This is a genomic window from Denitratisoma sp. (assembly GCA_032027165.1).
Classification (GTDB): Bacteria; Pseudomonadota; Gammaproteobacteria; order Burkholderiales; family Rhodocyclaceae; genus Desulfobacillus.
The window spans coordinates 359216-385994 of the sequence record JAVSMO010000001.1 but is presented as its reverse complement, the minus strand read 5'-3'; the positions used below and the strand labels follow the sequence as shown (position 1 = coordinate 385994).

The window sequence follows — 26779 nt, the reverse complement described above, 5'->3', positions numbered from 1 at the left end:
GGCGGCATCATTCCTGCCGCGCCGGCACGATCACCTCGCGGTTGCCGTTGGCGCCCATCGGCGTCACCAGCCCGGCACGCTCCATCTGCTCGATGAGGCGCGCGGCGCGGTTGTAGCCGATGCGCAGGTGGCGCTGCACCAGCGAGATGGAGGGGCGGCGCGTCTTCAGCACCACCTCGACGGCCTGGTCGTAGAGCGGATCGGCCTCGCCGTCCGGCCCGCCGCCCTCGCCGCCCAGGCCTTCCCCCTCCTCGCCGCCGGGCGCATCGAGGATGCCGTCGACGTATTCCGGCTGCCCGGTCTTCTTCAGGTAGTCGACGACGGCGTGCACCTCGCTGTCGGCGACGAAGGCGCCGTGCACCCGCACCGGCACGCCGCTGCCCGGTGCGAGGTAGAGCATGTCACCCTGGCCGAGCAGCGCCTCGGCGCCCATCTGGTCGAGGATGGTGCGCGAGTCGACCTTGCTGGAGACCTGGAAGGAGATGCGCGTCGGGATGTTGGCCTTGATGAGGCCGGTGATGACGTCCACCGACGGCCGCTGCGTCGCCAGGATCAGGTGGATGCCGGCGGCACGCGCCTTCTGCGCCAGGCGGGCGATGAGCTCCTCGACCTTCTTGCCGGCCACCATCATCAGGTCGGCCAGCTCGTCGATGATCACCACCACGTAGGGCAGCGCCGCCAGCGGTTCCGGGCTCTCCGGCGTCAGCGAGAACGGGTTGGGGATCGGCGCGCCGGCCTTGGCGGCGTCCTTGATCTTGGTGTTGAAGCCGGCCAGATTGCGCACGCCGAGCGCCGACATCAGCCGGTAGCGGCGGTCCATCTCGACCACGCACCACTGCAGCGCGTTGGCGGCCTGTTTCATGTCGGTCACCACCGGCGCCAGCAGGTGCGGGATGCCCTCGTAGATCGACAGTTCCAGCATCTTCGGATCGACCAGGATCAGGCGCACGTCGGACGGCTCCGACTTGTAGACCAGCGACAGGATCATGGCATTGATGCCGACCGACTTGCCCGACCCCGTCGTGCCGGCCACCAGCAGGTGCGGCATCCTGGCGAGATCGACGACCACCGGCAGTCCGCCGATGTCCTTGCCCAGCGTCAGCGTCAGCGGCGAGTGCATGTCGTGATAGGCCTTCGAACCGAGGATCTCGGACAGACGCACCGTCTGCCGCTTCGGATTCGGCAGTTCCAGGCCCATGCAGGACTTGCCCGGAATGGTCTCGACGACGCGCACGCTCACCACGGACAGGGCGCGCGCGATGTCCTTGACCAGGTTCACGATCTGCGCGCCCTTCACGCCGACGGCCGGCTCGATCTCGTAGCGGGTGATGACCGGGCCGGGATAGGCGGCGAGCACCTTCACCTGGACGCCGAAATCGGCGAGCTTCCGTTCGATCAGCCGCGAGGTGAATTCCAGCGTCTCGGCCGAGGGCGGCTCGACGTCGTGCGAGGGCTCCTCGAGCAGATGCAGCGGCGGCAGCGCGCCGCCCGGCATGTCGTGGAACAGCGGCGCCTGGCGCTCCTTCTCGCGCCGCGGCGATTTGGGAATCACCACTTCCGCCGGCTCGATGCGGATCGGCTCGGCATGGAATTCCTCGATGCGCCTGCGTTCGACCTCCACCACCGCCTCGCGTTGCTGCGCCACCTCGCGGCCGATGCGGCGGTCCTGCCAGCGCTGGTAGAGGTGGATGCTGCCGAACCAGATGCCCTCGAGCAGGGCGCCGAAGCGCTCGATGAACTTGAGCCAGGACAGGCCCGTGAAAATGGACAGCCCCGCCGCGAACAGCGCGATCAGCAGCAGCGTGCCGCCGGTGTAGCCGAAGAACTGGGAAAACAGGAGGCCGACTTCGACGCCGAGCATGCCGCCCGGCTCGAGCGGCAGCGGCTTTGTCATGCTGTGGAAGCGCAGCGCCTCGATGCCGCTGGAGGCCGCCAGCAGGACGACGAAGCCGGTCAGGGCGATGAAGAACGGCCGCCGGTCGGCATGGAAAATCCCCTCCAGGCGGCGATAGCCCCAGGCCACCAGGAACAGCAGGAAGATCACCCACCACCAGGCCGAGAGGCCGAACAGGTAGAGCAGGAGATCGGCCACCCAGGCGCCGACGCGCCCGCCGGGGTTGGCGATGCGCTCGACCTGCGCGGCATGCGACCAGCCGGGGTCGGCCTTGCTGTAGCCGAAGAGGACCAGTCCGATATAGAGGGCGACGACCCCGAGCACCAGCCAGCGCGCCTCCTGCAGGAGCGCAACGATTTTTTCCGGCAGGGGTTGGGAAGCGGTTTTTTCTTGCACGCTTGGTCGGTAACGGGCGCGAGCCGGGCGAAGCCGGAATTATACGCCTCAGATCTGCGGCTCAGCTCAGACCAAGTGCAGCTTCTCGCGCAGCAGGATGCGCCCGCCGCCCTCCTCGATCAGGCCCTGCAGGCTCAGGTCCTTCATGACGCGGCTGACCATTTCGCGCGAGGCGCCGATCATCTTGGCGATGTCCTGCTTGGAGATCTTGCGCATGACCACCTGCTGGCCGTCGGCATCCTCTTCCGCCATCTCCAGCAGCAGGCGGGCCACCCGGCCATAGACGTCCATCAGCGCCAGGCTTTCGATCTTGCGGTCGGCGGTGCGCAGGCGCTTGACCAGGCTGCGCATGATGTAGAGGGAGACGTCGAAATTCTCGGCCAGGCAGCGCTTGAAATCCGCCTTGGAGATCACCACCAGCTCGCAGGGCGTGGTCGCCGCCACCGTGGCCGAGCGCGGGTTGTCGTCGAGCACGCCCATCTCGCCGAAGAACTCGCCCGGGCCGAGATTGGACAGGATGACCTCTCGCCCCTCCTCGTCCGAGACCAGCACCTTCAGGGCGCCGGACAGGATGAAATACACGAAATCGGTGCGGTCGCCCGCCCGCAGGATGGTGGAGCCGCGCGGCACCTTGCGGAACACGGCGACGCGGGCGATCGGCACCAGGCGCTCGACGGACAGCGATTCGAAGATCGGCATCGAGCGCAGGGCATCGACGGTAACGCTGCTTGCTTGCGACATGCTGTGTCCTCCAACGACGGGCACAACCCGCCGCGGCAATTTTATTCTTGTTGAGTCCGGGGATGATTATACGGCCATTCAGGATGCCTCCTGAAGCGCCCGCTTAGTAGCCGATGGCGCCTCCAGTATAATTCTCCGCTCAGGCCATTTATCCCACTTTTCCGAGCGATACCGCCATGACCAGCGCCACCCGCCATTCCCGCCTCATCATCCTCGGCTCCGGCCCGGCCGGCTACACCGCCGCCGTCTACGCCGCCCGCGCCAACCTGAAGCCCCTGCTCATCACCGGCCTCGCCCAGGGCGGCCAGCTGATGACCACCACCGACGTCGACAACTGGCCCGCCGACGCCGACGGCGTGCAGGGCCCCGACCTGATGGCACGCTTCCAGAAGCACGCCGAGCGCTTCAACACCGAAATCGTCTTCGACCACATCCACACGGCGACCCTGACGCAGAAGCCGTACACCCTGGTCGGCGACAGCGGCACCTACACCTGCGACGCGCTGATCATCGCCACCGGCGCCACCGCCAAGTACCTCGGCCTGCCCTCCGAGGAGGCCTTCTCCGGCCGCGGCGTCTCCGCCTGCGCCACCTGCGACGGCTTCTTCTACAAGGGCCAGGACGTCGCCGTCATCGGCGGCGGCAACACCGCCGTCGAGGAGGCGCTCTACCTCGCCAACATCGCGAAAAAGGTCACCCTGGTGCATCGCCGCGACAAGTTCCGCGCCGAGAAGATCATGATCGACAAGCTGATGGAGAAGGTGAAGGCCGGCAGTATCGTCCTCGAGACCGACAGCACCCTCGACGAGGTGCTGGGCGACCAGAGCGGCGTCACCGGCATGCGCGTGAAAAACGTCAAGACCGGCGCCACCAAGGACATCGCCCTCTCGGGCGTCTTCATCGCCATCGGCCACAAGCCGAACACCGAGCTCTTCGCCGGCCAGCTGGAAATGGACAACGGCTACCTCGTCACCCAGTGCGGCCGCGCCGGCAACGCCACGCAGACCAGCATCCCGGGCGTGTTCGCTGCCGGCGACGTGCAGGACCAGATCTACAAGCAGGCCGTCACCAGCGCCGGCACCGGCTGCATGGCGGCGCTGGACGCCGAGAAATACCTGGACAACCTCGGGCTGGCATGAAGCGACGGCGCGCGCCCCTCACGCCCACTGAAGAAGAGCGCGCATTGTTCCGCGAGGCGGTTTCGGGAGCAAAGCCGATCCGGCCCGACAAGGTCCATCACGAACCGCCGCCCCCGCCGGCGCTGCCGCGGCAGCGTTGGCGCGACGAGGCCGAAGCGCTCGCCGAATCGCTCGTCCCCGCCCCGCTCGACCTGCGCCTCGAAGGCGGCGACGAGCCGGCCTTCCTCCGCCCCGGACTGGCGCGCACGGTGCTGCGCGACCTGCGCCGCGGCCGCTGGGTGGTGCAGGACCAGCTCGACCTGCACGGCGCCACGCGCGACGAGGCGCGGTCGATGCTGGCGGATTTCCTCGTCGCCTCGCTCCGGCGCGGCCTGCGCTGCGTGCGCGTCGTGCATGGCAAGGGCCTCGGCTCGCCGGGCAGGGAACCCGTTCTGAAGGGACTGGTCAGGAACTGGCTGATGCAGCGCGCCGAGGTGCTCGCCTACTGCCAGGCCAGGGCCGCCGAGGGCGGCGCCGGGGCGCTGGTGGTGCTTCTCAAGGGTAGTCGAACATAAAACGATGATGAATTCGAACCGCGCCGTACCGCAGGGACTGACTTTTCCCGCCGGTCCCGTCCTGCTGCTCGGGCTGCTGACCCTGGTGGCCCTCCATACCCGCCCGCTCACGCCGATCGACGAAACCCGCTACGTCAGCGTGGCGTGGGAAATGTGGCTGAAGAACGAATATTTCGTGCTGTTCAAGAACGGCGAGCCCTACAGCCACAAGCCGCCGCTGCTGTTCTGGCTCTACAACCTCGGCTGGGCCGTCACCGGCGTCAACGAGTGGTGGCCGCGGCTGGTCTCGCCGCTGTTCTCGTTCGGCAGCCTGCTGCTCACTCTCTCAATCGGCCGGCGGCTCTGGCCCGGCGACCGCGACACCGGGCGCAATGCGGCCTGGATCCTGGCGTCCGGCCTGCTGTGGATGCTGTTCTCCACCTCGGCGATGTTCGACGTGATGCTGACCTTCTTCGCCCTGCTCGGCATGCGCGGCCTGCTGATCGCGGCGGACGGGTCACCCAAGCGGGGTTTTGCCTGGCTGGCATTCGCCATCGGCTTCGGCGTGCTGGCGAAGGGGCCGGTGGTCCTGCTGCACCTGCTGCCGGTGGCGCTGCTGGCGCCGTGGTGGCGGCCGGGACTGTCATGGAAGCGCTGGACCGGCGGCGTCCTGCTGGCGGTGCTGGGCGGCGCGGCGATCGCGCTGGCCTGGGCCATCCCGGCGGCGATCCACGGCGGCGAGGAATACCGGCGCATGATCTTCTGGGGCCAGACCGCCGGCCGCGTGGCGGACTCCTTCGCCCACAAGCGGCCGTTCTGGTGGTACCTGCCGCTGCTGCCGGTCCTGTTTTTCCCCTGGCTGCTGTGGCCGGGGCTGTGGCGGCGCTTCGCGGCGCTGCGGCGCGAAGGCCTCGACGCCGGCCTGCGCTTCTGCCTGGCGTGGCTGCTGCCGGTGTTCTTCTTCTTCTCGCTGATCAGCGGCAAGCAGATCCACTACCTGGTACCGCTGTTTCCCATCTTCGCCCTGTTCGCCGGCCGCCTGCTGGCGCGCGCGCCGGGCGGCGGCAAGGTGGGTGGTCCTTGGCTGCCGGCACTGCTCGCCGCCGCCGTCGGTGCGGCGATGGTTCATCTCGCACCGGACGGCCTCTCGGGCAAGCTGGACCTGTGGGAGAACCTGCCGCGCTGGCCGGGCGTGCTGCTGGTGCTGGCTGCGGCGGCCGCCGCCTGGCTGGGCAGGAAGGCGGAATGGCGGATGGCATCGCTGGCGACGCTCGGCGCCGCCCTCTTCGCCCTGATCCAGTTCTACGTTGCGGACAATCTCTGGCGCCGCTACGACATCCGGCCGCTGGCGCAGGAAATCAGGAAGCTGCAGGATCGCGGCGTCGCCGTGGCGAACCATGGCGACTACCACGCGCAGTACCAGTTCTTCGGACGGCTGCAGCAACCCGTCGCGGAATTGCCGACGCCCTTCGACATCCAGCCCTGGTTCGACAAACACCCCGACGGCGTGCTCATCCTCTACGAGACGCCGAGGGCCGGCGCGCCGGCGCCGCTGTTCAGCCAGCCCTACATCGGGGAGACGGCCGAGCTGCTCGATGCCGGGCAGCTGCGCGCAAGAGGCCTGCTCAAATAGCCGATTCGTTGGTCTCGCCGGTGCGGATGCGCACGATCTGCTCGACCGGCGTGACGAAGATCTTGCCGTCGCCGATCTTGCCGGTGCGGGCGGCCTTGATGATGGCCTCGATGGCCTGCTCGACAGTGCCGTCGGCCACCACCACCTCGATCTTGATCTTCGGCAGGAAGTCCACGACGTACTCGGCGCCGCGGTAGAGCTCGGTGTGGCCCTTCTGGCGGCCGAAGCCCTTCACTTCCGTCACGGTCAGGCCGGTGACGCCGACTTCCGAGAGGGCCTCGCGCACCTCGTCCAGCTTGAATGGCTTGATGATGGCTTCGATCTTTTTCATTGCTGTGGCTCCTTACCACTCGTCGGCATATTTCGATGTTATAGGATAACGCCAGTCCTTGCCAAAACCGCGTTTCGTCACGCGGATGCCGACCGGCGCCTGGCGCCGCTTGTACTCGCTGCGCTTCAGCATGCCCACAGTGCGCCGCACGTCGTTCTCGGCATAGCCCAGCGCGACGATCTCGCGCGGCGAGAGGTCGCGCTCCATGTAGGCCTCGATGATGGCATCCAGCACTTCATAGGGCGGCAGCGTGTCCTGGTCGGTCTGGCCCGGCTTCAGCTCGGCCGACGGCGCCCGCGTGATGATGCGCTCCGGGATCACCGGCGCCAGGGTGTTGCGGTAGCGCGACAGGCGATAGACCAGGGTCTTGTACAGATCCTTGATCACCGCGAAGCCGCCGGCCATGTCGCCGTACAGCGTGGCATAGCCCACCGCCATCTCGCTCTTGTTGCCGGTCGTCAGCACGATCGCGCCGTACTTGTTCGACAGCGCCATCAGGATCATGCCGCGGATGCGCGCCTGCAGGTTCTCTTCCGTGGTGTCCGCGGGCTTTCCCGCGAACTCCTGCTCCAGCATGGCGGCAAAGGTCTGCATGGCCGGTTCGATGGGAAACTCGTCGTAGCGCACGCCCAGGGTCTCGGCCATGGCGCGGGCGTCGTCCAGGCTGATCTGCGCGGTATACGGCGAGGGCATCATCACCGCGCGCACGCGGTCGGCGCCCAGCGCGTCGACGGCAATGGCCAGGGTCAGCGCCGAATCGATGCCGCCCGACAGGCCGATGATGGCGCCCGGAAAGCCGTTCTTGCCGAGATAGTCGCGCACGCCGAGGACCAGAGCCTCGTAGACCTCGGCCTCCAGCGGGCGCGACGGCACGATGACGCCGCTGCGCAGGTCCCCTCCAGCGTATTCGGCGACCTCCAGGGCCTCGACGAACTGCGGCAGCTGGTGCGTCAGCCGCCCCTGCCGGTCCAGCGCGAAGGAGGCGCCGTCGAACACCAGCTCGTCCTGGCCGCCGACCATGTTCGCGTACAGCACCGGCATGCCGGTGGCCTCGGTGCGGCTGCGCAGGACCTCGTAGCGCGTCGCCTGCTTGTTCATGTGGTAGGGCGAGGCATTCAGCGCCAGCAGCAGCTCGGCACCGGCCTGGCGGGCGGCGTCCGCCGCGCCCGGCTCCCAGACGTCGGCGCAGATGTTGATGCCGCAGCGCACGCCGTTCGCTTCGATGACGCAGGGTTCGTAGCCCGAGGCGAAATAGCGTTGCTCGTCGAACACCTCGTAGTTGGGCAGGCGGTGCTTGCGATAGGTGGCGGCGACCTTGCCGTCGCGCAGCAGGGAGGCGGCATTGTAGTAGTTGCCTTCGCGTTCTTCCGGATGGCCGACGACGACGGCGATGCCTTCGATGCGGCCCGCCAGCTCGGTCAGCGTGCGGGCGCAGGCGCGGTAGAAATCCGGCCGCAGCAGCAAGTCCTCCGGCGGGTAACCCGACAGCGCCAGTTCCGGCGTCACCATCAGGTGGGCGCCGGCGGCGCGCGCGCGATCGGCGAATTCGGCGATGCGGCGCGCGTTGCCGGCCAGATCGCCGACCGTGCTGTTGATCTGGGCGAGAGCGATGCGGAGGGAACTCATTGCCGGATTATGACCGAAGGAAATCCCTGTGGGATGCCGCAGGTTCGTGACAGGCTCAGAACATCGGCTTGGTGGCGGCCGCCTCGTAGCGGGCGATGCCATCGAGGATTTCCTGCTTCGCCTCCTCGGCGCCGACCCAGCCCTGCACCTTGACCCACTTGCCGGCCTCGAGATCCTTGTAGTGCTCGAAGAAGTGCGAGAGCTGCGCCAGCACCATTTCCGGCAGGTCGCGCGGCGACTGGATGTGCCGGTAGAGGCTGCACAGCTTGTCCACCGGCACGGCCAGCAGCTTGGCGTCGCCGCCGGCCTCGTCCTCCATCTTCAGCAGGCCGACGGGACGGCAGCGCACCACCACGCCGGTGATCAGCGGCACCGGCGAGAGCACCAGCACGTCGACCGGGTCGCCGTCGTCGGAAATGGTGTGCGGGATGTAGCCGTAGTTGCAGGGGTAATGCATGGCCGTCGACATGAAGCGGTCGACGAACATGGCGCCAGTGGCCTTATCGACCTCGTACTTGATCGGATCGGCATTCATCGGGATTTCGATGATGACGTTGAAGTCGTTGGGGATGTCGCGCCCCGGGGTCACGCGATCGAGGTTCATGTTTTTCTCCTGCGGATCTCTGGCGTAAAGCGCTGATTATACAGCCCACTTCGCCAGATATTGCGCGCCGCAACATGCACCGGGTGAGCAGGCGCCTACAAACCGCTTGACAGTCCGAACCCCTATAATCATAATGCGAATCGTTCGTATTTACGTTTTCTTTAAAGGGGAGCCCCATGAACCGTCTGCAACGCCTCGTCCTCGGCGCCGGACTGCTGCTGTCCGCCGCCGCCCACGCCCTCGAATACCCGATCGGCACGCCGCACAACGTCGCCGGCATGGAGATTGCCGCCGTCTACCTGCAGCCGATCGACATGGAGCCGGAGGGCCACATGCGCAAGGCCACCGAGACCGACATCCACCTCGAGGCCGACATCCACGCCCTCGCCAACAATCCGAACGGCTTCCCCGAGGGCTTCTGGATGCCGCACCTGCTGGTCAAGTATGAACTAGTCAAGCAGGGCACGAACGAAGTCATCAAGGGCGACATGATGCCGATGGTCGCCTCCGACGGCCCGCACTACGGCGACAACGTCAAGCTCAAGGGCCCGGGCAAGTACAAGCTGAAATTCATCGTCTACCCGCCCAACGCGAAAGAAAACCCCGCCGGCAACATGTTCGGCCGCCACACCGACCGCGCCACCGGCGTGCGTCCCTGGTTCAAGCCGGTCGAACTGGAGTGGGAATTCACTTTCGCCGGCATCGGCAAGAAGGGCGGCTACTAAATGAAGCTCACTCCCATCGCCCTGGCCGCGGCACTGATTGCCGGCCCGGCCGCCGGCGCCAACGACGACATGAAGGCCGTGCTGGCGGAAATGAAGCGCCTGGCCGACCGCGTCGAGGCGCTGGAAAAGCAGAACAAGGAACTGGAGCAGTCGCTCGCCAGCGACCGCCTCAGCGAGAAGGAACCGGAAATCGCCACGCGCCTGAAGGCCGTCGAGTTCCAGACCCTCTCCATGCAGAAACAGGCGCGCCAGATCGAGGCGCTGGAAGGCATCAGCGTCGGCGCCAGCCTCACCGCGGTCGGCCAGCGCGCCAGCCGCGACGGCGTCGCCGGCGCCGCCTCGCGCCAGTCGCGCGCCAACTACCGCGGCGACGTCTCCGTCACCCTGCCGGGCGGCGAGATGGGCGACATCGAAGGCAAGATATTCACCCACTTCCGCTTCGGCCAGGGCAACGGCGTCGGGCTGCGCCCGACCTACACCAGCACGCCCAACACCACCGCCTTCGAGACCAACGCCGGTCCCGACGACTCCTTCGCCATCCTCGCCCAGGCCTGGTACCAGCTCAAGGTGCCCCTGCCGCGCGACGGCATCAAGGCCAATTCGCGCGAGCACATCCACCTCACCGCCGGCAAGATCGACTCCTTCGTCTTCTTCGACCAGAACGCCGCGGCCGACGACGAGTCGACGAAGTTCCTCAACAACGCCTTCGTGCACAACCCGCTGCTGGATTCGGGCGGCGACATCCGCGCCGACGCCTACGGCTTCGCGCCGGGCGCCATCCTGCAGTATGTGAACGAGCACGACAAGTCGCGCACCTGGGGCCTCTCGCTCGGCGCCTTCGGCACGGGCCCCGGCGCCAACTTCTCCGGCTCGCTGGGCAAGCCCTACATCATCGGCCAGGCCGACACCACCTGGCGCTTCAACCACCTGCCGGGCAACTACCGCGCCTACCTGTGGACCAACGGCCGCGGCCTCGGCTACGACGGCATCGAGCGCCGCCATTCCGGCATCGGCATGTCGCTCGACCAGAAGGTCACGGACAACGTCACGCTGTTCGGCCGCTACGGCCACCAGGGTTCCGGCCAGGTGCGCTTCGACCGCGCGCTCACCGTCGGCGCCGAGATCGCCGGCAACGCCTGGGGACGCGGCGCCGACTCGCTTGGCGCAGCTTTCGGCTTGCTGCGCACCAGTTCCGCCTATCGCCGGGATTCGGTGGCGCTGGACCTCGACGGCGACGGCGTCCTCGACCCGCGCGCCTCCGGCACCGAACGCATCGGCGAGATCTACTACCGCTTCCGCGTGAACAGCCTGCTCGAACTGACGCCGGACTTCCAGTTCATCCAGCGCCCGGGCGGCGACGGCGGCGCGCCGACGATCAAGGTCGTCGGCCTGCGCGCCAGGCTCGGCTTCTGAGCATGCGGCGCCTTCTCGCACTCCTTGTCCTCGCGTGGTCGGGAACGCTCCCCGGCGGCAATGCAGTCGCCGCCGGGGAGCTGCCCGCCTTCGAGGTCGTCGTCGACGACGGCGTCTTCAAACCGGCGCGCATCGAGGTGCCGGCCGGCCGCCGCGTCAAGCTGGTGCTCATCAACAAAGGGCCCGGCCCGCTCGAGTTCGAGAACGACGAGATGCGCATCGAGAAGGTGCTCTCCGCCGGCGCCCGCTCCTTCGTCGTACTGCCGAAGCTCAAGCCCGGCGAGTACGACTTCGTCGACGAGTTCAATCCCATCACCGGCGAACTGAAGGTCATCGCCAAATGAGCGCCGAAGCCGTCGCCATGGTCTTCCACCCGCGCCGCAAGCCGCGGCTGGCGCGCCTCGGCGACTGGATGGCGGAGCACCGCCGCCTCATCCTCGGCGTGCAGTGGGCCATCGTGCTGTTCTACGCCTTCCTCGTCGTGCTGCCCGCCTTCCTGCCGCACCCGCATCCCGAGGCGCGGCTGTTCTCCGGCGACTTCGGCGCCGCGTCCTACGTCGACGGCGACATCTGCGCCCCCGACGGCACGCCGCTGCCGCCGCAGGACAAGGCGCCCTACGCGGCGCAGTGGCACGAGCGCCTGGTGCTGCTCGCCCAGTACCTGTTCTGGGGCGTCTGGTGGCCCTTCGTCATCCTCTCCATCATGTTCATGGGCCGCGTCTGGTGCGGCGTGCTCTGCCCGGAAGGCGCGCTCGCCGAATTCGCCTCGCGCCACGGCAGGGGCAAGGCGATCCCGAAGTGGCTGCGCTGGGGCGGCTGGCCCTTCGCGGCCTTCGTGCTGACCACGCTCTACGGCCAACTCGTCAGCGTGTACGAATATCCGCAGGCGGCGCTGCTCATCCTCGGCGGCTCGACGGTGGCCGCCGTCGCCGTCGGCTGGATGTACGGGCGCGGCAAGCGCGTCTGGTGCCGCTACCTCTGTCCGGTCTCCGGCGTCTTCGCCCTGCTCGCGCGCATCGCGCCGGTGCACTTCCGCATCGACCGCGCCGCCTGGGATAGCCAGCCCGGACGCACGGCGGCCGTCGACTGCGCCCCGCTGCTCGACGTCAAGCACATGACCAGCGCCGCGCAGTGCCATGCCTGCGGCCGCTGCAGCGGCCACCGCGACGCCGTCGAGTTGTCCGCGCGCTCGCCCAATGCGGAAATCCTCGAAGCCCGCACACCACGAACCAGCGAGGCATTGTTGCTCGTCTTCGGCATGCTCGGCGTCGCCATCGGCGCCTTCCAGTGGACCGTCAGCCCGTGGTTCGTCGCCCTGCGCCAGCGCGCGGCGGAATGGCTGGTCGAGCGCGAGATCTTCTGGCCGCTCGACACCAACGCGCCCTGGTGGTTGCTCACCCACTACCCCGAGGCCAACGACGCCTTCACCTGGCTCGACGGCGCGCTGATCCTCGCCTACGTCGGCGGCGCGGCGCTCATCCTCGGCGGCGCCGTGCTGGCGGGACTGACTTTTGCCGCGCGCATGACGAAGATCGACTGGCGCGCCATCGCCCTCTCGCTGATCCCGCTCGCCGGCATCGGCCTGTTCCTCGGCCTGTCGATGATGACCGCCACCCACCTGCGCGCGGAAGGCGCGCCGCTCGGCTGGCTGCCCGCCGCGCGCGGGGCGCTGCTCGCCGCCGGCATCGCCTGGTCGGGCTGGCTCGGCATGCGCCTGCTCTTCGACCGTGCGCCGAATCCGCAGCGCGCCATGCTGGCCCTGCCCGGCCTGGCCCTGCCGCTGGCCGCCGTCGGCACGGCCTGGATACTCGTGTTCTTCGTATGGTGAAACAACCGAACAATCCGCCGCCGCAGCCGGCCAGGCAGGACGGCACGCCGAGCCAGACGCTCACCAGCACCGAGCTGATGCAGGGCCGGCGCGAAATCGTCATCGAGCACCAGGGCGAGCGCTACCGGCTGCAGCAGACCCGCAACGGCAAATTGATCCTGACCAAGTGATTCTTGAGGGCTAAACTATGTATGTCTGCGTCTGCAATGCGGTCACCGAGTCCCAGGTCCTGCGCGCCGCCGAGGAAGGCGTGCGCAACCTGCGCGGCCTGCAGGCCCGCCTCGGCATCGCGCTCGAATGCGGCCGCTGCGCCGGCCACGCCCATGGCCTGCTCAGGGGCAAGACGCGGACGAACAAGCCGCAATGCAGCGGCAATTGCGGCGCCTGCCCCAACGCAAAGGAGAAAAAATCATGAAAGGCGACAAGAAGACGCTGCAGCACCTCAACAAGGCCCTCACCAACGAGCTGACCGCGGTCAACCAGTACTTCCTGCATGCGCGCATGTACAAGAACTGGGGCCTCAACAAGCTCGGCAAGAAGGAATACGAGGAATCCATCGAGGAGATGCGCCACGCCGACAAGCTGATCGAGCGCATCCTCTTCCTCGAAGGGCTGCCCAACATGCAGATGCTCGGCAAGCTGATGATCGGCGAGAGCGTGCCGGAGACCCTCGCCGGCGACCTCAAGCTGGAACACCTCGCGCGCGCCACCCTGCTCGAGGCCATCGCCCACTGCGAGGCGTGCAACGACTACGTCTCACGCGAGCTCTTCGAGGAGATCCTCGAAGACACCGAGGAGCACATCGATTTCCTCGAGACGCAGATCGACCTCGTCGGCAAGGTCGGCCTGCAGAACTACCTGCAGTCGCAGATGGGGGAATTGTCGTAACGCAGTAAGCGCGCCGGCCGCGCCGGCGCTTTTCGTAACACCCAGCCAGCCAGTCCGCACGCGCGGGCGAGCCAGCCAGTTTGAACATGGATGACTCGACGAGCATGCGGACATGGCCACGGACACCTTCGATCACGCCGTCCCGCCGGGACTGACTTTCCCGGCGGCCGGGATTGGCGTGCCCTCGCGCACACCCCGCCTCTCCCGCAGCGGGCTGGCCTTCGTGCTGGCCCTGCACGCCCTCGTCTTCTGGCTGCTGCTGCAGGCGAACGTAATCGCGCTGCCGGAGCAACTCTCCGTGCTCACCGTCAGCCTGGTCAGGCCGGCCGAGGAATCCAAGCCCCGGCCCGAGGTCGTGCCGCCCCGGCCCCAGCCGGTGAAGCCGCGGCCCGCGCCGCCGCAGCCGCCCGTGCAACTTGCCGCACCGGAAGCCTCGCCGGCGCCGGCGCCGGTCGTCGTGCCGGCGGCACCGGCGCCGACCCCGCCGGTCGTGGTGCCGGCGGCGCCCGCGCAGGCGACGCAGCCGCGCTTCGACGCAGATTATCTCGACAACCCCAAACCGCCCTACCCGTCGCTCTCCCGGCGCATAGGGGAGGAAGGCCGCGTCGTGCTGCGCGTGCGCGTCATGCCTGACGGCGCCGCCGGAGAAGTCCTGCTGCACGCTTCGAGCGGCTCGCCGCGCCTCGACGAGTCTGCGCTCGCCACCGTGCGCCGCTGGAAGTTCGTGCCCGCCCGGCGCGGCGCCGAGCCGGTAGCGGCCTGGGTCCTCGTCCCCATCGCATTCAAACTCAAGGAGTAACCATGGAATACAACCTGGGCTTCGCCCACTTCCTCGCCGCCACCGACGGCGTCGCCCGCTTCGTCCTCGGGCTGATGCTCGTCATGTCCGTCGGCACCTGGTACCTGATCGTCACCAAGGGCGTGCAGGCCTTCCTTTCGAAGAAGCGCAGCCGCGACTTCCTCGCTGCCTTCTGGCGGGCGCCGAACCTCGACGCCGTCGCCCACCGCCTGCGCGAGAGCGGCGTCAACGACCCCTTCTCGCACCTCGTCCACCACGGCTTCACCGCCATCGAGCAGCACCGCGCCGGGCGCGACGGCAGCCGCGGCCTGATCGACGCCGGCACGCCCGACGAATTCCTCACCCGGGCGCTGAAGCGCGCCATCGGCCAGGACAAGTCGCGCCTCGAATACGGCCAGACCTTCCTGGCGACGGTCGCCTCCAGCGCGCCCTTCGTCGGCCTGTTCGGCACCGTCTGGGGCATCTACCATGCCCTGATGGCCATCGGCATGAGCGGCCAGGGCACGCTCGACAAGGTGGCCGGCCCGGTCGGCGAGGCGCTGATCATGACCGCCATCGGCCTCGCCGTGGCCATCCCCGCCGCGGTCGCCTACAACGCCTTCGCCCGCGCCAACCGCAACACCCTGGCCGAGCTGGACTCCTTCGCCCACGACGTGTTCGCCTTCCTCGCCACCGGCCTGAAGGCGATGCCCCAGGGCGGCGACGTCGCCGCCACGTCGGAACGCATCCTCGCGCGCGTCGCCGCGCGCGGCGCCTGAAGGGACTGCCATGGCCTTCGGTTCATTCTCGGACAGCGACGTCGGCGGCGATCTCGCCGAGATCAACATGATCCCGCTCATCGACGTCATGCTGGTGCTGCTGGTGATCTTCATCGTCACCGCCCCGCTGCTCACCCATGCCGTCAAGGTCGACCTGCCCAAGGCGAGTTCGACGCCCAACCTGACCCAGCCCGACAACGTGCAGCTCGCCATCGACGCACAGAGCCGGGTGTACTGGAACGGCGAGCCGGTCGACGCCGCCGCGCTGGCGGAACGCATCAGGGCCGCCGCCGCGCGGGTGCCGCAGCCCGAGCTGCACCTGCGCGCCGAAGCCGCCACCCCCTACGAAAAAGTGGCGCAGGTGATGTCCGAAACCGCGCGCCACGGACTGACCCGCATCGGTTTCGTCACCGATCCGAGCATGAACCGTTAAACATTTTTCCGTCACACAGCCAGCCAGCGCCCTTGCGTCAGCCAGCCATTGAAATTCAACCGCTGACCCAAGGAGCACCTGATGCATCAAAAGGAACCCACTCTCTGCCATCGACGTGTTTTTAACCGGACCGAGGTTGCCATGGCCGTCATGCTGGCCTTGAGCCATCCGACGCAGGCGCTTTCTGCCGAAATCACGTTGCCGCGCATCGACGTGGTTGCCGGCGGCGAAGAGGCCATCACCAGGCAGCCCGGCTCGGTGGCCATCGTCGGCCCCGCCGATCTGGAACGCATCCAGCCGCTGTCCACCGAAGACGCCCTGCGTTCGGTGCCGGGCATTCACATCAAGGGTGAAGAGGAATCGGCGGTCGTGGCCAATATCGGCATTCGCGGATTGAGCGCGGCGGACTACAAGTCGCTGATCCTGGAAGACGGCGTTCCTGTCGCGCCCGGTCTGTTCGTGGGCAACAGCCGTTACTACAACCCGCGCATCCAGCGCATGGAAGAGATCGAAGTGCTGAAAGGCGCGGCGGCCCTGCGCTATGGCCCCAACACCATCGGCGGCGTGATCAACTACAAGACCAAGGAGCCGATCGACGGCGTGTCGATTTCCGGCCGTGTCGGCTCGCACAATTACCGGGAGGCCACGCTGGAGGCCGGCGGGAAGTCGCCCTCGGGCGAGGCCAAGGCCGGTGTTTTCTACACGCGGGCCAAGAGCGACGGCTTTCAGGGCAAGGGTTTCGACATGGAAGACCTCATGCTCAAGGGCGGCATGGCGCTTGGGAACAATCAGTGGATCGGCGCCAAATTCACGCACTACGAGAACGACGCGAATATTTCCTATCGCGGTCTGTTCCTCAATGAGTTCAAGGCTGGCGCCAAGCACAACCCGGCGCCGGACGACTGGTTCCTGACCGCGCGCAAGTCGCTCGACCTCAACCATCATTGGGACATCGCGCCGGACATGACGCTCAACACGCTCGTGTACTGGAGCGAGATGAATCGCGATTACTGGCGTTTCTCGGTCAATAACGCGGCCTCGACCGCCGCCGGGCGCTGGGTCTATACGGACGTCGTGAACGGCAACAACCGCGCCTTCGAGCGCGTCGGTCTCGACTCCCGCCTGACCCTCAACCACAAGGGCTTCGGCATCAACAACAAGGCCGAGTTCGGCATCCGCATCATGCAAGAGGAAATGGTCGATCGGAACATTGCCGCTACCCGGGCAAATCCGCGTTCCGGGACGCTCGGCAACGATCGCGTGGACTCGGCTGTCAGCTATGCCCTCTTCGGCGAAAACCGTTTCGATGTGACGGACAAGCTCTCCATCACGCCGGGGCTGCGCATCGAGCACTACGAGCAAGAGCATAAAGACCGGAAAAACAGTGCCCGCAACGGGAAAAGCGACAACACGGAATATCTGCCGGGAATCGGCGCAACCTATTGGTTGAATCCGGGCGCGCAGCTTTACGGCAGCGTCTACAAGGCGTTCTCGCCGCCGCTGAACAGCCAGTCGATCGTGACCGGCGTCGATCAGCAGCTGGATGCGGAGAGGTCGATCAATATCGAAGCCGGGGTGCGCGGACAGTCGGGCAAACTCCGTTACGAACTGACGGCCTTCCAGATGAATTTCGACAATCAGATCACCCCGGCCATTTCCGGCGGGGTGGCGAATGCAAATGCGGGCAGCACCTTGCATCGCGGCATGGAAGCCGCGTTGGGATACGGCTGGAACAACGGCTTCAGTCTCGACGCGAACCTGACCTGGATTCCGACCTCGGACTACCGCGAGAACCGCGGAGGCGGCATCGACAAGGGCAATCGTTTGCCCTATTCGCCGAAGCTTCTGGCGAACGTGAGCCTTGCCTATGCCTCCGGCCCGCTGAAGGCGGCGCTCTCCGGGCGGCATGTCGGCGCCCAATACGGCGATGGCGACAACAGCACCCCGATAGTGAAGCCCGCCGGCGCCAATGACGTCTGGCGCGGCAAGCTGCCGAGCTATCACGTCTTCGACCTGACCGGCGCTTACGATGTCAGCAAGCAGTTGAAGCTCACTGCGGCAATCAAGAACCTCACCGACAAGCGTTACATCGCGGGCTTGCGTCAAGGCATTTACGCCGGGCCGGAGCGTTCCCTCGAAATCGGCGCCAGGTACACCTTCTGATTTCCTGCCGATTCGATTCGCCCGCTGACCGGACACAACCTCAATCCTTCAGCCTGCTCCAACTGTCTTCAGGAGACTGACATGCGTTTTCATGACAAGCGGCCGCTGGCCGCCGCCATCCTGGCTTTCTGCGCCGGCGCGCCGGCTTTCGCCGATACCATCCTCGCCCCCGTCAGCGTCACCGCCAAGGGCTACGCCGCGGAAGACCTCGAAACCCCGGTATCCACCACTGCGCTCGACCGCGACGAGCTGCTCCGCCGCAACGCGCAGAACCCCGGCGAGGCCCTGCGCGGCGAGCCGGGCCTGGCCGTCGCCAGCGACGGCGCCCAGGGGCAGAACCCGGTCATCCGCGGCCTGAAGAAGGAGAGCGTGGTGCTGCTGGTCGACGGCATGCGCCTCAACTCCGCCCAGCCGGCGGGCGCCGTCGCCTCCTTCATGTCGCTCGGCCTGGCCGACCGCCTCGAGGTGGTCAAGGGCCCCGCCTCGGTGCTCTACGGCACCGGCGCGCTGGGCGGCGCCATCAACGTGCTGCTGCCGCAGGCGCGCTTCGAGCCCGGCGCGAAATTCTCCGCGGCCGCAAGCTACGACAGCGCCAGCCGCGGCCTGCGCGGCACCGGCGTCCTCAACGCCTCCGGCGGCGACCACGCCCTCATGCTCGGCGCCTCGCTCGCCCGCATCCATGATTACAAGGCGCCGGACGGCCGCGTCGACCGCACGGGCTACGACTCCGACAGCTTCATCGGCCAGTACCGCTTCCGCATCGACGCCGCCCAGCAACTGCGTTTCTCGCTGCAGCGGCACGAGGACGAAGACGTCTGGTATCCCGGCTCGACCAAGGCGCACCCGAGCCCGCTGGTGCGCAGCACCACGGTGTATTCGCCGAAGCAGGCGCGCACCCTGGCCGAACTCGGCTACAGCCGCAAGGGTTCGGGCGAATCCCCGCTCAACCTCGACGTCCGCGCCTACCGCCAGGAGATGGAGCGGCGCATCTACGCCTGGTCGAACCGCCGCAACCAGGACATCTCGCAGACCCACGTCTTCTTCACCACCGACGGCATCGACGCGAAGGCCGACTGGCTGGTGCATCCGCAGCACCTGCTCTCCTTCGGCGCCAACTACTGGAAGATGGGGGCCTCGCCCGAGCGCTTCCTCTTCAATCCGCCGGCCTTCGCGCCCGCGCGGCGCGATCCCTTCGACGACGGCAGGATCAGCGCCTTCGGCGTGTACGTGCAGGACGACATGCGCTTCGGCAAGCTGAACGTGCTCGCCGCGCTGCGCCACGACACGGTGAAGGGCGAGGCCGCCGCCATGGCCAATCCCGCCAACCCGGCGCTGCGGATCACCAACAACCTCGACCGCCGCGACAGCGCCTTCTCCGGCAGCCTCGGCGCCATCTACGAGGCCGCCCCGCTGCTGCGGCCCTACGCCAACCTCTCGCGCGGCTTCCGTGCCGGAGAGATGCGCGAGCGCTACGAATCCTCGCCGCGCGGCGACGGCTACTACTACGCCGGCAACCCGCAGATCAAGCCGGAGATCTCCACGCAGTTCGAGCTCGGCCTGAAGGGCCAGAGCGAAAACGTCAGCTATCAAGTGGCAGCCTGGCGCAACCGCATCGCCGACTACATGTCCGGCCTCGACATCTCCGGCACGCCGCGCGCCGGCGCCGTCTGCGGCGCGGCCAACGCCGTCGCCTGCAAGGAAACGGTGAACATCAGCCAGGTCACCCTGCACGGCTTCGAGGCGCAGGGCAAATGGCAATTCTCGCGCGGCCACTGGCTGAAGGCCGGCCTCTCCTTCGTGCGCGGGACGAACAACGAACTCGACGAGCCGCTGTTCCAGATGCCGGCCGACGAGCTCAGCCTGGGCTGGGAGGGCGGCGTCGCCGCGAACTGGACGATGGACGTCACCGGCCGCTTCGTGCGCCGGCAGAACCGCGTCGCCACCGTCTTCTCGCGCGGCAGCGAGAACGCCACGCCCGGCTTCGCCACCGCCGACATCGGCGCCACCTGGCGCTACGCGAAAAGTCAGTCGCTGCGCATCGGCGTGAAGAACCTCTTCGACCGCGAATACCACGAGCACCTCACCGAAGGCGTCTCCGGGCAGGAGATCGCCATGCCGGGCCGCAGCCTGGTGCTGACCTGGAAGGGGGACTTCTGATGCTGCGCTTCCTCGAACACCGCTGGCAGCTGCTGCTGATCGTCGCGCTCGGACTCGCCCTGGCCGGCACGGTTCTCTTCTTCACCGTCTTCCAGCGCGCGCCGCAGGCGCCGTCGCAGGACGGCCGCCTGCGCCTCACGCTCGACCATGCCGAGCGCGACTACGTGCTGGGCGAGATGCGCCACCTGCTGATGGCCGTGCAGGCCATCGTCGACGCCACGGCGGCCGGCGACATGGCGCGCGTCGCCACCGAGGCGCGCAAGGTCGGCATGGCGGAAGTGAAGAACATCCCGCCGGCGATCCGCACCCGGCTGATCGGCAAGCTGCCGGCGGAATTCCGCAAGCTCGGCTTCGCCACCCACGAGGCCTTCGACGCGCTGGCCCTCGACGCCGAGAGCCTCGGCGACCGCGAGCACACGCTGCAGCAGCTCGCCGCCCTGATGCAGCGCTGCGTCGCCTGCCACTCCGCCTACACGGTGCTGCCGCCGGCGGGCGCCGAACCCAACCGCTGACAAGGAGAGGACATGGAAGACAACACTCTGCAGGACGAGCAGCCGCCCGCGCGCATGGTCGCCGGCGCCCTCGCCCATCTCGCCCGCCACATGACCACCGGCTGCCCGCGCGCCGCCGAGCTGGCGGCGCTGCTGCTGGCGCGTGTAGCAGAGGACAGCGAAGCCGACCCGCACCTGCGCGCGCACGCGCGCGAGCTGGTCGACATCCTCGAGCGGGATCAGGCGGCGGGCAACCGGCGGCTGACGGTCACGACCAGCAAACCAGCCGACCGGATGGCGCACTGAAAAAGTCAGTCGCTGCGGGACGGCGCGGAACTTCGATTATTGGCGGTGTTGAGAACTGCGGGGGAAAGTCAGTCGCTGTAGTACGGCGAGTGGGTGCTATCGACCCGAAGCGGACCATCAACGTGGAGCTGGCCGGCGCTGTGCGGCTTCATCGCGCAGCGTCCAGTGACCGAAGGGACCGGGGTCGAGCACAGGGTTAGACGCCAATTTCATTCGCGACTGTGTGCAGTTCGCTAAGCAACGCCTCGGCGGAAGCCATCTGCTCTTTATGTGCCTCAGGAGAGACTTCCACGACTTTCTCCTTGCCTGAGCGCGTGACGATTTCGACAAGTACCGTGGGAGGCGGAAGCTCTTTGGGAGTTACATCGAGGCCGTGAGCAAACGCATTTCGGTTCGCTTTGAATTCCTCAATCCTCCCGAGAAGCGGCTTGAGCTTTTCGGCTGCGTCACGGTTCTCAAACAACGGTAGCATGGCGCGCACAATTTCGATCTTGTCCTGAAAGGTCAGCCCATCCCGCCTCAGGATCAATCGTTCGAAGTCCTTGCGGCGAGCCTCGGCGGCGAAATGGCGAGAGATAAACCTTACTAAGACGTCCTCGAGCCAAATGGCGTAATGGGTGAGTTCCCCGGTGACGATAGCGTCGAAATCCTCGCGGGACAAGTCTTTGTAGCTCATGGTGTCAAAGTTTGAATTCACCGGCCTGCGCGGCTTTTCGCGCCGGTCCGGTGGAATGATAGATTAGCCATGAGGCGCAAAAAAACTCGACGACAAAGCCGCGAGCTGGATTTTGGTGAGAATGTTTTTCACCAGATACTGATTGTTGTAGTCACAGAGGCGGCTTTCATCATCCAGTGACGATTTGAGATGAAGGTTTCCATCGGGCGACAGATACAGACACAGCAATACATGTTCTTGGTCGCCGATGGAACCGACAAAAGCATATTCATTGGCAATAAGACGAAAATCAACAGCTACTGATCTTCGCACGGCACGGAATTCGAGTTCCAAATAGGACACACATAGTGCTCCCTCTACCACCTTGAGGGATGCAACTGCCAGTTGCGCTTGCTCCTGTTTTTGTATTTCCTCAACGAATGCTTGGTGGATTGCCTTGAGTCGCTGAAAGTCTGAAAACGAGGTTGCGATAGTTACATTTGTTTCCTGCATTCGTTGATCCTCCTGATAATGGCTAACCGTTGAAGGTAAGGGGCTGGTTGGAAGCGGGTGAAGCCCGCTGTAAGCCAGACCCTCTTGACCGATGGGTTGGGCGTCATTGTGGCACCTTGGCAAGGAGGCTCACGGCCAGCGATGCAACCGACACGAGCAGCGCCGCGACTGAGAAGACCATAGACCAAAACAACTTTCTGTACTCCTGCTCATGACCAGCAAGGATGGCCGCTAGATACGGGAAGTTAACGGAGTGTCGTTTACTTTGAACGTCAAGCAGGAAGAGATGAACAGATGCACCGCCTTTCTGTTCGTACCGATGCCTTGCATCAAGATCGTAGTAAAGACGTCCGAACAGCAACTCGGGCTTTGCGCCAAGCTTTGCTGCGACCGCGCGAACATCGATGGGGACGTACGGATCATTCTCGCCTCGAACCTGCCCGGGTTTTACTCCTGGGTAGGCAGATTCGTACATCGAGTAGATGCAACGAAGGATTTCTCGATCGGTACGGAGTCTGCTCATGGCGCCCAACGTGAAATGTGCTGCCTAAATGACGGATCGTTTTCCGTCACTTCCAATGGATAAACAGGAGTTGTTGACATTCTAGTATCGACGCATCAATCGATTAGCTATTTCTTTATAGGTCCCAAGGTGCAAACGAAATGGAGTGCGCCATCTCTTGCTGCTTGCCGCCCTCATGCTGCCACTACGCAAATGGAAGGGCAACTGCGGACGACCGCTCCTGGCCGATAGCTCCTATTCCCAAAACCCATCGCCGTCCCCCAGCGACTGACTTTCTCCGCAACGCCCGACTACTCCGGCAGCCTCACGAACCCGTTCTCGTCGAGCGGAAAGAAGGGATTGAAGCAGACTTCCCAGAGGAAGCCGTCGGGGTCGGCGAAGTAGCCGCGGTAGCCGCCCCAGGGTGCTTTCTCGCCGGCGCGCACGAGGCGGCCGCCGGCGGCGACGGCTTCGCGCAGCGTGGCGTCGACCGCTTGTTCGGAGGGAACGTTGTGGGCGAGAGTGAAGCCGGGGAAGCCGGTGCCTTGCGGCGGCACGCCGGCGTCCTCGGCGAGCGAGTCGCGCGCGAAGAGCGCGAAGGCGACGCTGCCGGCCTGGTAGAAGGCCACCTCGGCCTGGCTGCCGGAGGATTCGCGCCAGCCCAGCGCACGGTAGAAGGCGCGGCTGCGCGCGAGGTCGCCGACGCCGAGGGTGATGAAGCTGATGGCCTGTTTCATGGCTGCACCAGGAGCAGTTGCATCAGCGGTTCCTGGGCGCCCTGGATCCGAGCAGCGCCGTGTGCGCGGCCAGCCAGATCATCAGAGCAATGAAGGACAGCCATTCCCAGGGCACCGGCGTGGTGCGCTCGACGGCACCGACCTTTCCGACCAGCGCGAGCAGGGTGGCGAAAACGAAGTAGGCGGCCACCACGGCGATGCCGCTCAGCGGCAGCGCCCGCGGCAGGCGAAGCCTCCACTCCTGCAGGGAGATTGCGCCGAGCAATACGACCGTGCCGAAGAAGTAGAGCAGGGCCGAGCTCTTGTGGATGGTTGCGTCGAGCGTGAACGGAATCGCGGCCGTTCCTATGCTGCCGAGCACCGTCAGGGCGCCGACAACGAGCATCGCCGAACGGAAGCGCGTCGAGGCGCCCAGGTGGACGAGCCGGACGAGAAGCAGGACGAGGAAGAGGTAACGGAGCGGCGCGGCAATCAGCATACCGGCGGTGAAGAGCGTGCTCGGCCATCCCGGCGCGGCGCCGAAGTCGCTGATGTAGGTGGTGAAGAAGGAGAAGTCGCGGGTCGCGGCGTACGCGAGGGCGGATGCGGCGACGGTTGCGATCCCGACGGCCAGTCCCAGCGCGCCGGTCACGAGCATCGCGAAGGGCACGTCGAGTGCGGGGCGCCGGCTGTCGAGATCCATCATGCGCGCATTATGCGCTGCCTGCGCGCCGGCGCCGTGCCGCGCGGACTGACTTTTACCGCAGCGCCGGTATCGCCAGGACCCGTCGGTCGACGACTCAGCCCAGCAGCGCCGGATTGAGCCGCCAGACGGCGTAGGTCAGCGCCGAGGCGAAGGTGACCCACGCCAGGTAGGGCAGGAGCAGGACGGCGGCCAGCGCGCTGATGCGCCGGAAGGCGATCACGGTGGCGACGATCAGGCACCACAGGAGCAGGACTTCGGCGAAGGCCGAGCCGCCCAGGCGCCAGGCGAAGAACAGCCAACTCCACAATGCGTTGACGGCCAGCTGGACGATGAAGAGTGTCAGCGCCGCGCGGGCGCCGGCAAAGCCGCGCTCGCGCCAGACCAGCCAGGCGGACACGCCCATGAGCGCGTAGAGCGCGGTCCACACCGGGCCGAAGAGCCAGCCGGGCGGCGCCCAGGCGGGGCGCACGAGTTCCGCGTAGAACGCGCCGGCGCTGACCGAGGCCACGGCGCCGATTGCCGCGGTGGCGAAGGCGAGCGCCAGCCAGCCGGCGAGGCCGAGCCACTGGCGCGAACGGGGGAGTGCCGGCGGGGTCCGGTTCATGGACGACTTACTTCACATCGAAGCGGTCGAGGTTCATCACCTTGTTCCAGGCGGCGACGAAGTCCTGCACGAACTTCTCCTTCGCATCGTTCTGCGCATAGACCTCGGTCAGCGCCCGCAGCTGCGAGTTGGAACCGAAGACGAGGTCGACGCGCGTGGCGGTCCACTTCGGCTTGCCGGTCTTGCGGTCGCGGCCTTCGAAGACATCCTTCGCCTCCGAGGTCGGCGCCCACGCCGTGCCCATGTCGAGCAGATTCACGAAGAAGTCGTTGCTGAGGGTGCCGGGCCGGTCGGTGAACACGCCATGCTTCGATCCGCCGACGTTGGCATTGATCGCGCGCAGGCCGCCGATCAGCGCCGTCATTTCCGGCGCGGTCAGCGTCAGGAGCTGCGCCTTGTCGAGCAGCCGCTGCTCGACCGGCACGCTGTCGCCGGCCTTCCGGTAATTGAGGAAGCCGTCGGCGACGGGTTCGAGCACCGCGAAGGACTCGACGTCGGTCTGTTCCTGCGCAGCGTCGCTGCGGCCGGGGGTGAAGGGCACCGTGACGGCATGGCCGGCGGCCTTGGCGGCCTGCTCGACGGCGGCGCAGCCGCCCAGCACGATCAGGTCGGCCAGCGAGACTTTCCTGCTGCCTGCATTGAACGCCTTCTGCACGCCTTCGAGCTTCGCCAGCACCCTGGCGAGCTGCGCCGGCTGGTTGGCTTCCCAGTCCTTCTGCGGCGCGAGGCGGATGCGCGCGCCGTTGGCGCCGCCGCGCTTGTCGGAGCCGCGGAAGGTGGAGGCCGAGGCCCAGGCGGTGCCGACCAGCTCGGAGACCGAGAGGCCGGTGGCGAGGATCTTCGCCTTCAGGTCGGCGATGTCCCTGGCGTCGACCAGCGGGTGGTCGGCGGCGGGGACGGGGTCCTGCCAGATCAGCGCTTCCTTCGGCACCTCGGCGCCGAGGTAGCGCGAGCGCGGACCGAGGTCGCGGTGCGTGAGCTTGAACCAGGCGCGGGCGAAGGCGTCGGCGAAGGCCTGCGGGTCCTTGTGGAAGCGGCGCGAGATCGGCCCGTAGATCGGATCCATGCGCAGCGCGAGGTCCGCCGTGGTCATGATGGTCGTGACCTTCTTCGACGCATCGTGCGCGGCCGGCGCGAGGTCCTTGTCGGCCGGGTTCACCGGCTCCCATTGCCAGGCGCCGGAAGGGCTTTTCACGAGATTCCAGTCGTAGCCGAAGAGCATGTCGAAGTAGCCGCTAGCTTCACCTTGCCATTGCGTGGGGTTCGGCGTCCAGGCGCCTTCGATGCCGCTGCTGGTGGTGTCGCCGCCCTTGCCGGAGCCGAAGGCATTCTTCCAGCCGAGGCCCATTTCCTCGAGGGGCGCGGCCTCTGGCTCGGGGCCGACCAGCTTGGGGTCGCCCGCGCCGTGGCATTTGCCGAAGGTGTGGCCGCCGGCGACCAGGGCGACGGTTTCCTCGTCGTTCATGGCCATGCGGCGGAAGGTCTCGCGGATATCGCGGCCGGAGGCGAGCACGTTCGGCTCGCCGTTGGGACCCTCGGGGTTCACGTAGATGAGGCCCATCTGCACGGCGGCGAGCGGGTTCTCCAGCTCGCGGTCGCCGCTGTAGCCGCTTTTGTGTCGGGCGTCGCCCAGCCACTCGGCCTCGCCGCCCCAGTAGACGTCCTCTTCCGGTTCCCAGATGTCCTCGCGCCCGCCGGCGAAGCCGAAGGTCTTGAAGCCCATCGATTCGAGCGCCACGTTGCCGGTGAGGATGAAGAGGTCGGCCCAGGAGATCCGGTTGCCGTACTTCTGCTTGATCGGCCACAGCAGGCGGCGCGCCTTGTCGAGGTTCACGTTGTCGGGCCAGCTGTTCACGGGCGCGAAGCGCTGGTTGCCGTGGCCGGCGCCGCCGCGCCCATCGGAGATGCGGTAGGTGCCGGCGCTGTGCCAGGCCATGCGGATGAACAGGCCGCCGTAATGGCCCCAGTCGGCCGGCCACCAGTCCTGCGAGTCGGTCATCAGCGCGGCGAGGTCCTGCTTCAGCGCGGCCAGGTCGAGCTTCCTGAATTCCTCGGCGTAGTTGAATTTCTCGCCGAGCGGATTGGACTTCGTGGAATGCTGGTGCAGGATCTTGAGGTTCAGCTGGTTCGGCCACCAGTCGCGGTTCGACTGCATGCTGTCCGTGGTGCGGGCGCCGTGCTGGGCGTGGAAGGGGCACTTGCTTTCGCTGCTCATGGCTGTCTCC

Annotated in this window: 29 protein-coding genes; 17 read left to right on the top strand and 12 right to left on the bottom strand. The window is 66.8% G+C overall.

Annotation, left to right across the window (positions count from 1 at the left end):
* Window positions 1–7: 7 nt before the first annotated feature.
* Window positions 8–2290, bottom strand: coding sequence for a DNA translocase FtsK 4TM domain-containing protein (locus ROZ00_01935; protein ID MDT3734972.1), 2283 nt, complete (start codon window positions 2288–2290; stop codon window positions 8–10).
* A gap of 66 nt (window positions 2291–2356) precedes the next feature.
* Entirely contained in the window at window positions 2357–3031 is a 675-nt protein-coding gene (locus tag ROZ00_01930) for a cyclic nucleotide-binding domain-containing protein (protein ID MDT3734971.1), read from the bottom strand.
* Window positions 3032–3207: 176 nt separating this feature from the next.
* Here ROZ00_01930 and trxB point away from each other — a divergent pair, with 176 nt between their 5' ends.
* From trxB to ROZ00_01915, 3 genes are read left to right on the top strand one after another with little or no spacing between them, the layout of a single operon-like run.
* Entirely contained in the window at window positions 3208–4170 is a 963-nt protein-coding gene (trxB, locus tag ROZ00_01925) for a thioredoxin-disulfide reductase (GenBank protein ID MDT3734970.1), read from the top strand.
* On the top strand, window positions 4167–4724 hold the full coding sequence (locus ROZ00_01920) for a Smr/MutS family protein (protein ID MDT3734969.1): 558 nt from the start codon (window positions 4167–4169) through the stop codon (window positions 4722–4724). The genes trxB and ROZ00_01920 overlap by 4 nt, the downstream gene beginning before the upstream one ends.
* Window positions 4725–4728: 4 nt before the next feature.
* A complete protein-coding gene (locus ROZ00_01915) occupies window positions 4729–6336 on the top strand; it encodes a glycosyltransferase family 39 protein (protein MDT3734968.1) in 1608 nt (535 codons plus the stop codon).
* On the opposite strand, the gene ROZ00_01910 is transcribed toward ROZ00_01915, so the two are convergent.
* From ROZ00_01910 to ppa, 3 genes are read right to left on the bottom strand one after another with little or no spacing between them, the layout of a single operon-like run.
* A complete protein-coding gene (locus ROZ00_01910; protein ID MDT3734967.1) occupies window positions 6329–6667 on the bottom strand; it encodes a P-II family nitrogen regulator in 339 nt (112 codons plus the stop codon). The genes ROZ00_01915 and ROZ00_01910 overlap by 8 nt on opposite strands.
* Before the next feature lie 12 nt (window positions 6668–6679).
* Window positions 6680–8293 carry an NAD+ synthase gene (locus ROZ00_01905; GenBank protein ID MDT3734966.1) on the bottom strand — a complete coding sequence of 538 codons (1614 nt, stop codon included), beginning with the start codon at window positions 8291–8293 and terminating at the stop codon, window positions 6680–6682.
* 55 nt (window positions 8294–8348) lie between these two features.
* A complete protein-coding gene (gene ppa / locus ROZ00_01900; GenBank protein ID MDT3734965.1) occupies window positions 8349–8897 on the bottom strand; it encodes an inorganic diphosphatase in 549 nt (182 codons plus the stop codon).
* Between the two features lie 176 nt (window positions 8898–9073).
* Between ppa and ROZ00_01895 the strand changes: the two genes are divergently transcribed.
* The 14 genes from ROZ00_01895 (at window position 9074) to ROZ00_01830 (ending at window position 20858) form a co-directional block, all read left to right on the top strand.
* Entirely contained in the window at window positions 9074–9622 is a 549-nt protein-coding gene (locus ROZ00_01895; protein ID MDT3734964.1) for an iron transporter, read from the top strand.
* A complete protein-coding gene (locus tag ROZ00_01890) occupies window positions 9623–11035 on the top strand; it encodes a carbohydrate porin (GenBank protein MDT3734963.1) in 1413 nt (470 codons plus the stop codon).
* Window positions 11036–11037: 2 nt separating this feature from the next.
* A complete protein-coding gene (locus ROZ00_01885; GenBank protein MDT3734962.1) occupies window positions 11038–11379 on the top strand; it encodes a cupredoxin domain-containing protein in 342 nt (113 codons plus the stop codon).
* On the top strand, window positions 11376–12863 hold the full coding sequence (locus ROZ00_01880; protein ID MDT3734961.1) for a 4Fe-4S binding protein: 1488 nt from the start codon (window positions 11376–11378) through the stop codon (window positions 12861–12863). The genes ROZ00_01885 and ROZ00_01880 overlap by 4 nt, the downstream gene beginning before the upstream one ends.
* Window positions 12857–13033, top strand: coding sequence for a hemin uptake protein HemP (locus ROZ00_01875; GenBank protein ID MDT3734960.1), 177 nt, complete (start codon window positions 12857–12859; stop codon window positions 13031–13033). The genes ROZ00_01880 and ROZ00_01875 overlap by 7 nt, the downstream gene beginning before the upstream one ends.
* 17 nt (window positions 13034–13050) lie before the next feature.
* Window positions 13051–13278 (top strand): (2Fe-2S)-binding protein, encoded by a 228-nt coding sequence (locus ROZ00_01870; protein MDT3734959.1) that lies wholly within the window; start codon window positions 13051–13053, stop codon window positions 13276–13278.
* Window positions 13275–13751 carry a bacterioferritin gene (gene bfr, locus ROZ00_01865; protein MDT3734958.1) on the top strand — a complete coding sequence of 159 codons (477 nt, stop codon included), beginning with the start codon at window positions 13275–13277 and terminating at the stop codon, window positions 13749–13751. The genes ROZ00_01870 and bfr overlap by 4 nt, the downstream gene beginning before the upstream one ends.
* A gap of 112 nt (window positions 13752–13863) precedes the next feature.
* The gene (locus tag ROZ00_01860; GenBank protein ID MDT3734957.1) at window positions 13864–14550 is read left to right on the top strand and encodes a TonB family protein; all 687 of its coding nucleotides are present in this window, start codon (window positions 13864–13866) and stop codon (window positions 14548–14550) included.
* 2 nt (window positions 14551–14552) lie between these two features.
* A complete protein-coding gene (locus tag ROZ00_01855; GenBank protein ID MDT3734956.1) occupies window positions 14553–15308 on the top strand; it encodes a MotA/TolQ/ExbB proton channel family protein in 756 nt (251 codons plus the stop codon).
* A gap of 10 nt (window positions 15309–15318) precedes the next feature.
* On the top strand, window positions 15319–15741 hold the full coding sequence (locus tag ROZ00_01850) for a biopolymer transporter ExbD (protein ID MDT3734955.1): 423 nt from the start codon (window positions 15319–15321) through the stop codon (window positions 15739–15741).
* Between the two features lie 81 nt (window positions 15742–15822).
* Complete coding sequence (locus tag ROZ00_01845) at window positions 15823–17904, top strand: TonB-dependent receptor (GenBank protein MDT3734954.1); 2082 nt, start codon at window positions 15823–15825, stop codon at window positions 17902–17904.
* 81 nt (window positions 17905–17985) lie between these two features.
* Window positions 17986–20061 (top strand): TonB-dependent receptor, encoded by a 2076-nt coding sequence (locus tag ROZ00_01840; GenBank protein MDT3734953.1) that lies wholly within the window; start codon window positions 17986–17988, stop codon window positions 20059–20061.
* Window positions 20061–20573, top strand: a complete 513-nt coding sequence (locus ROZ00_01835) for a hypothetical protein (GenBank protein ID MDT3734952.1) — start codon at window positions 20061–20063, stop codon at window positions 20571–20573. Before ROZ00_01840 ends, ROZ00_01835 begins: the two co-directional genes overlap by 1 nt.
* A 12-nt stretch (window positions 20574–20585) precedes the next feature.
* Window positions 20586–20858: a hypothetical protein gene (locus ROZ00_01830; protein MDT3734951.1), complete on the top strand. Its 273-nt coding sequence runs from the start codon at window positions 20586–20588 to the stop codon at window positions 20856–20858.
* Between the two features lie 196 nt (window positions 20859–21054).
* On the opposite strand, the gene ROZ00_01825 is transcribed toward ROZ00_01830, so the two are convergent.
* From ROZ00_01825 to katG, 7 genes are all read right to left on the bottom strand, one after another.
* On the bottom strand, window positions 21055–21534 hold the full coding sequence (locus tag ROZ00_01825; protein MDT3734950.1) for a hypothetical protein: 480 nt from the start codon (window positions 21532–21534) through the stop codon (window positions 21055–21057).
* Between the two features lie 63 nt (window positions 21535–21597).
* Window positions 21598–22026, bottom strand: a complete 429-nt coding sequence (locus ROZ00_01820; protein ID MDT3734949.1) for a hypothetical protein — start codon at window positions 22024–22026, stop codon at window positions 21598–21600.
* A 103-nt stretch (window positions 22027–22129) separates the two neighbouring features.
* Entirely contained in the window at window positions 22130–22501 is a 372-nt protein-coding gene (locus ROZ00_01815) for a hypothetical protein (GenBank protein ID MDT3734948.1), read from the bottom strand.
* 338 nt (window positions 22502–22839) lie between these two features.
* Window positions 22840–23265 (bottom strand): VOC family protein, encoded by a 426-nt coding sequence (locus ROZ00_01810; protein MDT3734947.1) that lies wholly within the window; start codon window positions 23263–23265, stop codon window positions 22840–22842.
* Between the two features lie 22 nt (window positions 23266–23287).
* On the bottom strand, window positions 23288–23950 hold the full coding sequence (locus ROZ00_01805) for a DUF998 domain-containing protein (GenBank protein MDT3734946.1): 663 nt from the start codon (window positions 23948–23950) through the stop codon (window positions 23288–23290).
* A 94-nt stretch (window positions 23951–24044) separates the two neighbouring features.
* The gene (locus ROZ00_01800) at window positions 24045–24554 is read right to left on the bottom strand and encodes a TspO/MBR family protein (protein MDT3734945.1); all 510 of its coding nucleotides are present in this window, start codon (window positions 24552–24554) and stop codon (window positions 24045–24047) included.
* Between the two features lie 7 nt (window positions 24555–24561).
* The gene (katG, locus tag ROZ00_01795; protein MDT3734944.1) at window positions 24562–26769 is read right to left on the bottom strand and encodes a catalase/peroxidase HPI; all 2208 of its coding nucleotides are present in this window, start codon (window positions 26767–26769) and stop codon (window positions 24562–24564) included.
* Window positions 26770–26779: the final 10 nt, after the last annotated feature.

Bases quoted from the DNA above. Each gene is read 5' to 3' on its own strand.
- ROZ00_01930 (MDT3734971.1), bottom strand. From the start codon at position 3,031: ATGTCGCAAGCAAGCAGCGTTACCGTCGATGCCCTGCGCTCGATGCCG.
- trxB (MDT3734970.1), top strand. From the start codon at position 3,208: ATGACCAGCGCCACCCGCCATTCCCGCCTCATCATCCTCGGCTCCGGC.
- ROZ00_01920 (MDT3734969.1), top strand. From the start codon at position 4,167: ATGAAGCGACGGCGCGCGCCCCTCACGCCCACTGAAGAAGAGCGCGCA.
- ROZ00_01915 (MDT3734968.1), top strand. From the start codon at position 4,729: ATGATGAATTCGAACCGCGCCGTACCGCAGGGACTGACTTTTCCCGCC.
- ROZ00_01910 (MDT3734967.1), bottom strand. From the start codon at position 6,667: ATGAAAAAGATCGAAGCCATCATCAAGCCATTCAAGCTGGACGAGGTG.
- ROZ00_01905 (MDT3734966.1), bottom strand. From the start codon at position 8,293: ATGAGTTCCCTCCGCATCGCTCTCGCCCAGATCAACAGCACGGTCGGC.
- ppa (MDT3734965.1), bottom strand. From the start codon at position 8,897: ATGAACCTCGATCGCGTGACCCCGGGGCGCGACATCCCCAACGACTTC.
- ROZ00_01895 (MDT3734964.1), top strand. From the start codon at position 9,074: ATGAACCGTCTGCAACGCCTCGTCCTCGGCGCCGGACTGCTGCTGTCC.
- ROZ00_01890 (MDT3734963.1), top strand. From the start codon at position 9,623: ATGAAGCTCACTCCCATCGCCCTGGCCGCGGCACTGATTGCCGGCCCG.
- ROZ00_01885 (MDT3734962.1), top strand. From the start codon at position 11,038: ATGCGGCGCCTTCTCGCACTCCTTGTCCTCGCGTGGTCGGGAACGCTC.
- ROZ00_01880 (MDT3734961.1), top strand. From the start codon at position 11,376: ATGAGCGCCGAAGCCGTCGCCATGGTCTTCCACCCGCGCCGCAAGCCG.
- ROZ00_01875 (MDT3734960.1), top strand. From the start codon at position 12,857: ATGGTGAAACAACCGAACAATCCGCCGCCGCAGCCGGCCAGGCAGGAC.
- ROZ00_01870 (MDT3734959.1), top strand. From the start codon at position 13,051: ATGTATGTCTGCGTCTGCAATGCGGTCACCGAGTCCCAGGTCCTGCGC.
- bfr (MDT3734958.1), top strand. From the start codon at position 13,275: ATGAAAGGCGACAAGAAGACGCTGCAGCACCTCAACAAGGCCCTCACC.
- ROZ00_01860 (MDT3734957.1), top strand. From the start codon at position 13,864: ATGGCCACGGACACCTTCGATCACGCCGTCCCGCCGGGACTGACTTTC.
- ROZ00_01855 (MDT3734956.1), top strand. From the start codon at position 14,553: ATGGAATACAACCTGGGCTTCGCCCACTTCCTCGCCGCCACCGACGGC.
- ROZ00_01850 (MDT3734955.1), top strand. From the start codon at position 15,319: ATGGCCTTCGGTTCATTCTCGGACAGCGACGTCGGCGGCGATCTCGCC.
- ROZ00_01845 (MDT3734954.1), top strand. From the start codon at position 15,823: ATGCATCAAAAGGAACCCACTCTCTGCCATCGACGTGTTTTTAACCGG.
- ROZ00_01840 (MDT3734953.1), top strand. From the start codon at position 17,986: ATGCGTTTTCATGACAAGCGGCCGCTGGCCGCCGCCATCCTGGCTTTC.
- ROZ00_01835 (MDT3734952.1), top strand. From the start codon at position 20,061: ATGCTGCGCTTCCTCGAACACCGCTGGCAGCTGCTGCTGATCGTCGCG.
- ROZ00_01830 (MDT3734951.1), top strand. From the start codon at position 20,586: ATGGAAGACAACACTCTGCAGGACGAGCAGCCGCCCGCGCGCATGGTC.
- ROZ00_01825 (MDT3734950.1), bottom strand. From the start codon at position 21,534: ATGAGCTACAAAGACTTGTCCCGCGAGGATTTCGACGCTATCGTCACC.
- ROZ00_01820 (MDT3734949.1), bottom strand. From the start codon at position 22,026: ATGCAGGAAACAAATGTAACTATCGCAACCTCGTTTTCAGACTTTCAG.
- ROZ00_01815 (MDT3734948.1), bottom strand. From the start codon at position 22,501: ATGTACGAATCTGCCTACCCAGGAGTAAAACCCGGGCAGGTTCGAGGC.
- ROZ00_01810 (MDT3734947.1), bottom strand. From the start codon at position 23,265: ATGAAACAGGCCATCAGCTTCATCACCCTCGGCGTCGGCGACCTCGCG.
- ROZ00_01805 (MDT3734946.1), bottom strand. From the start codon at position 23,950: ATGATGGATCTCGACAGCCGGCGCCCCGCACTCGACGTGCCCTTCGCG.
- ROZ00_01800 (MDT3734945.1), bottom strand. From the start codon at position 24,554: ATGAACCGGACCCCGCCGGCACTCCCCCGTTCGCGCCAGTGGCTCGGC.
- katG (MDT3734944.1), bottom strand. From the start codon at position 26,769: ATGAGCAGCGAAAGCAAGTGCCCCTTCCACGCCCAGCACGGCGCCCGC.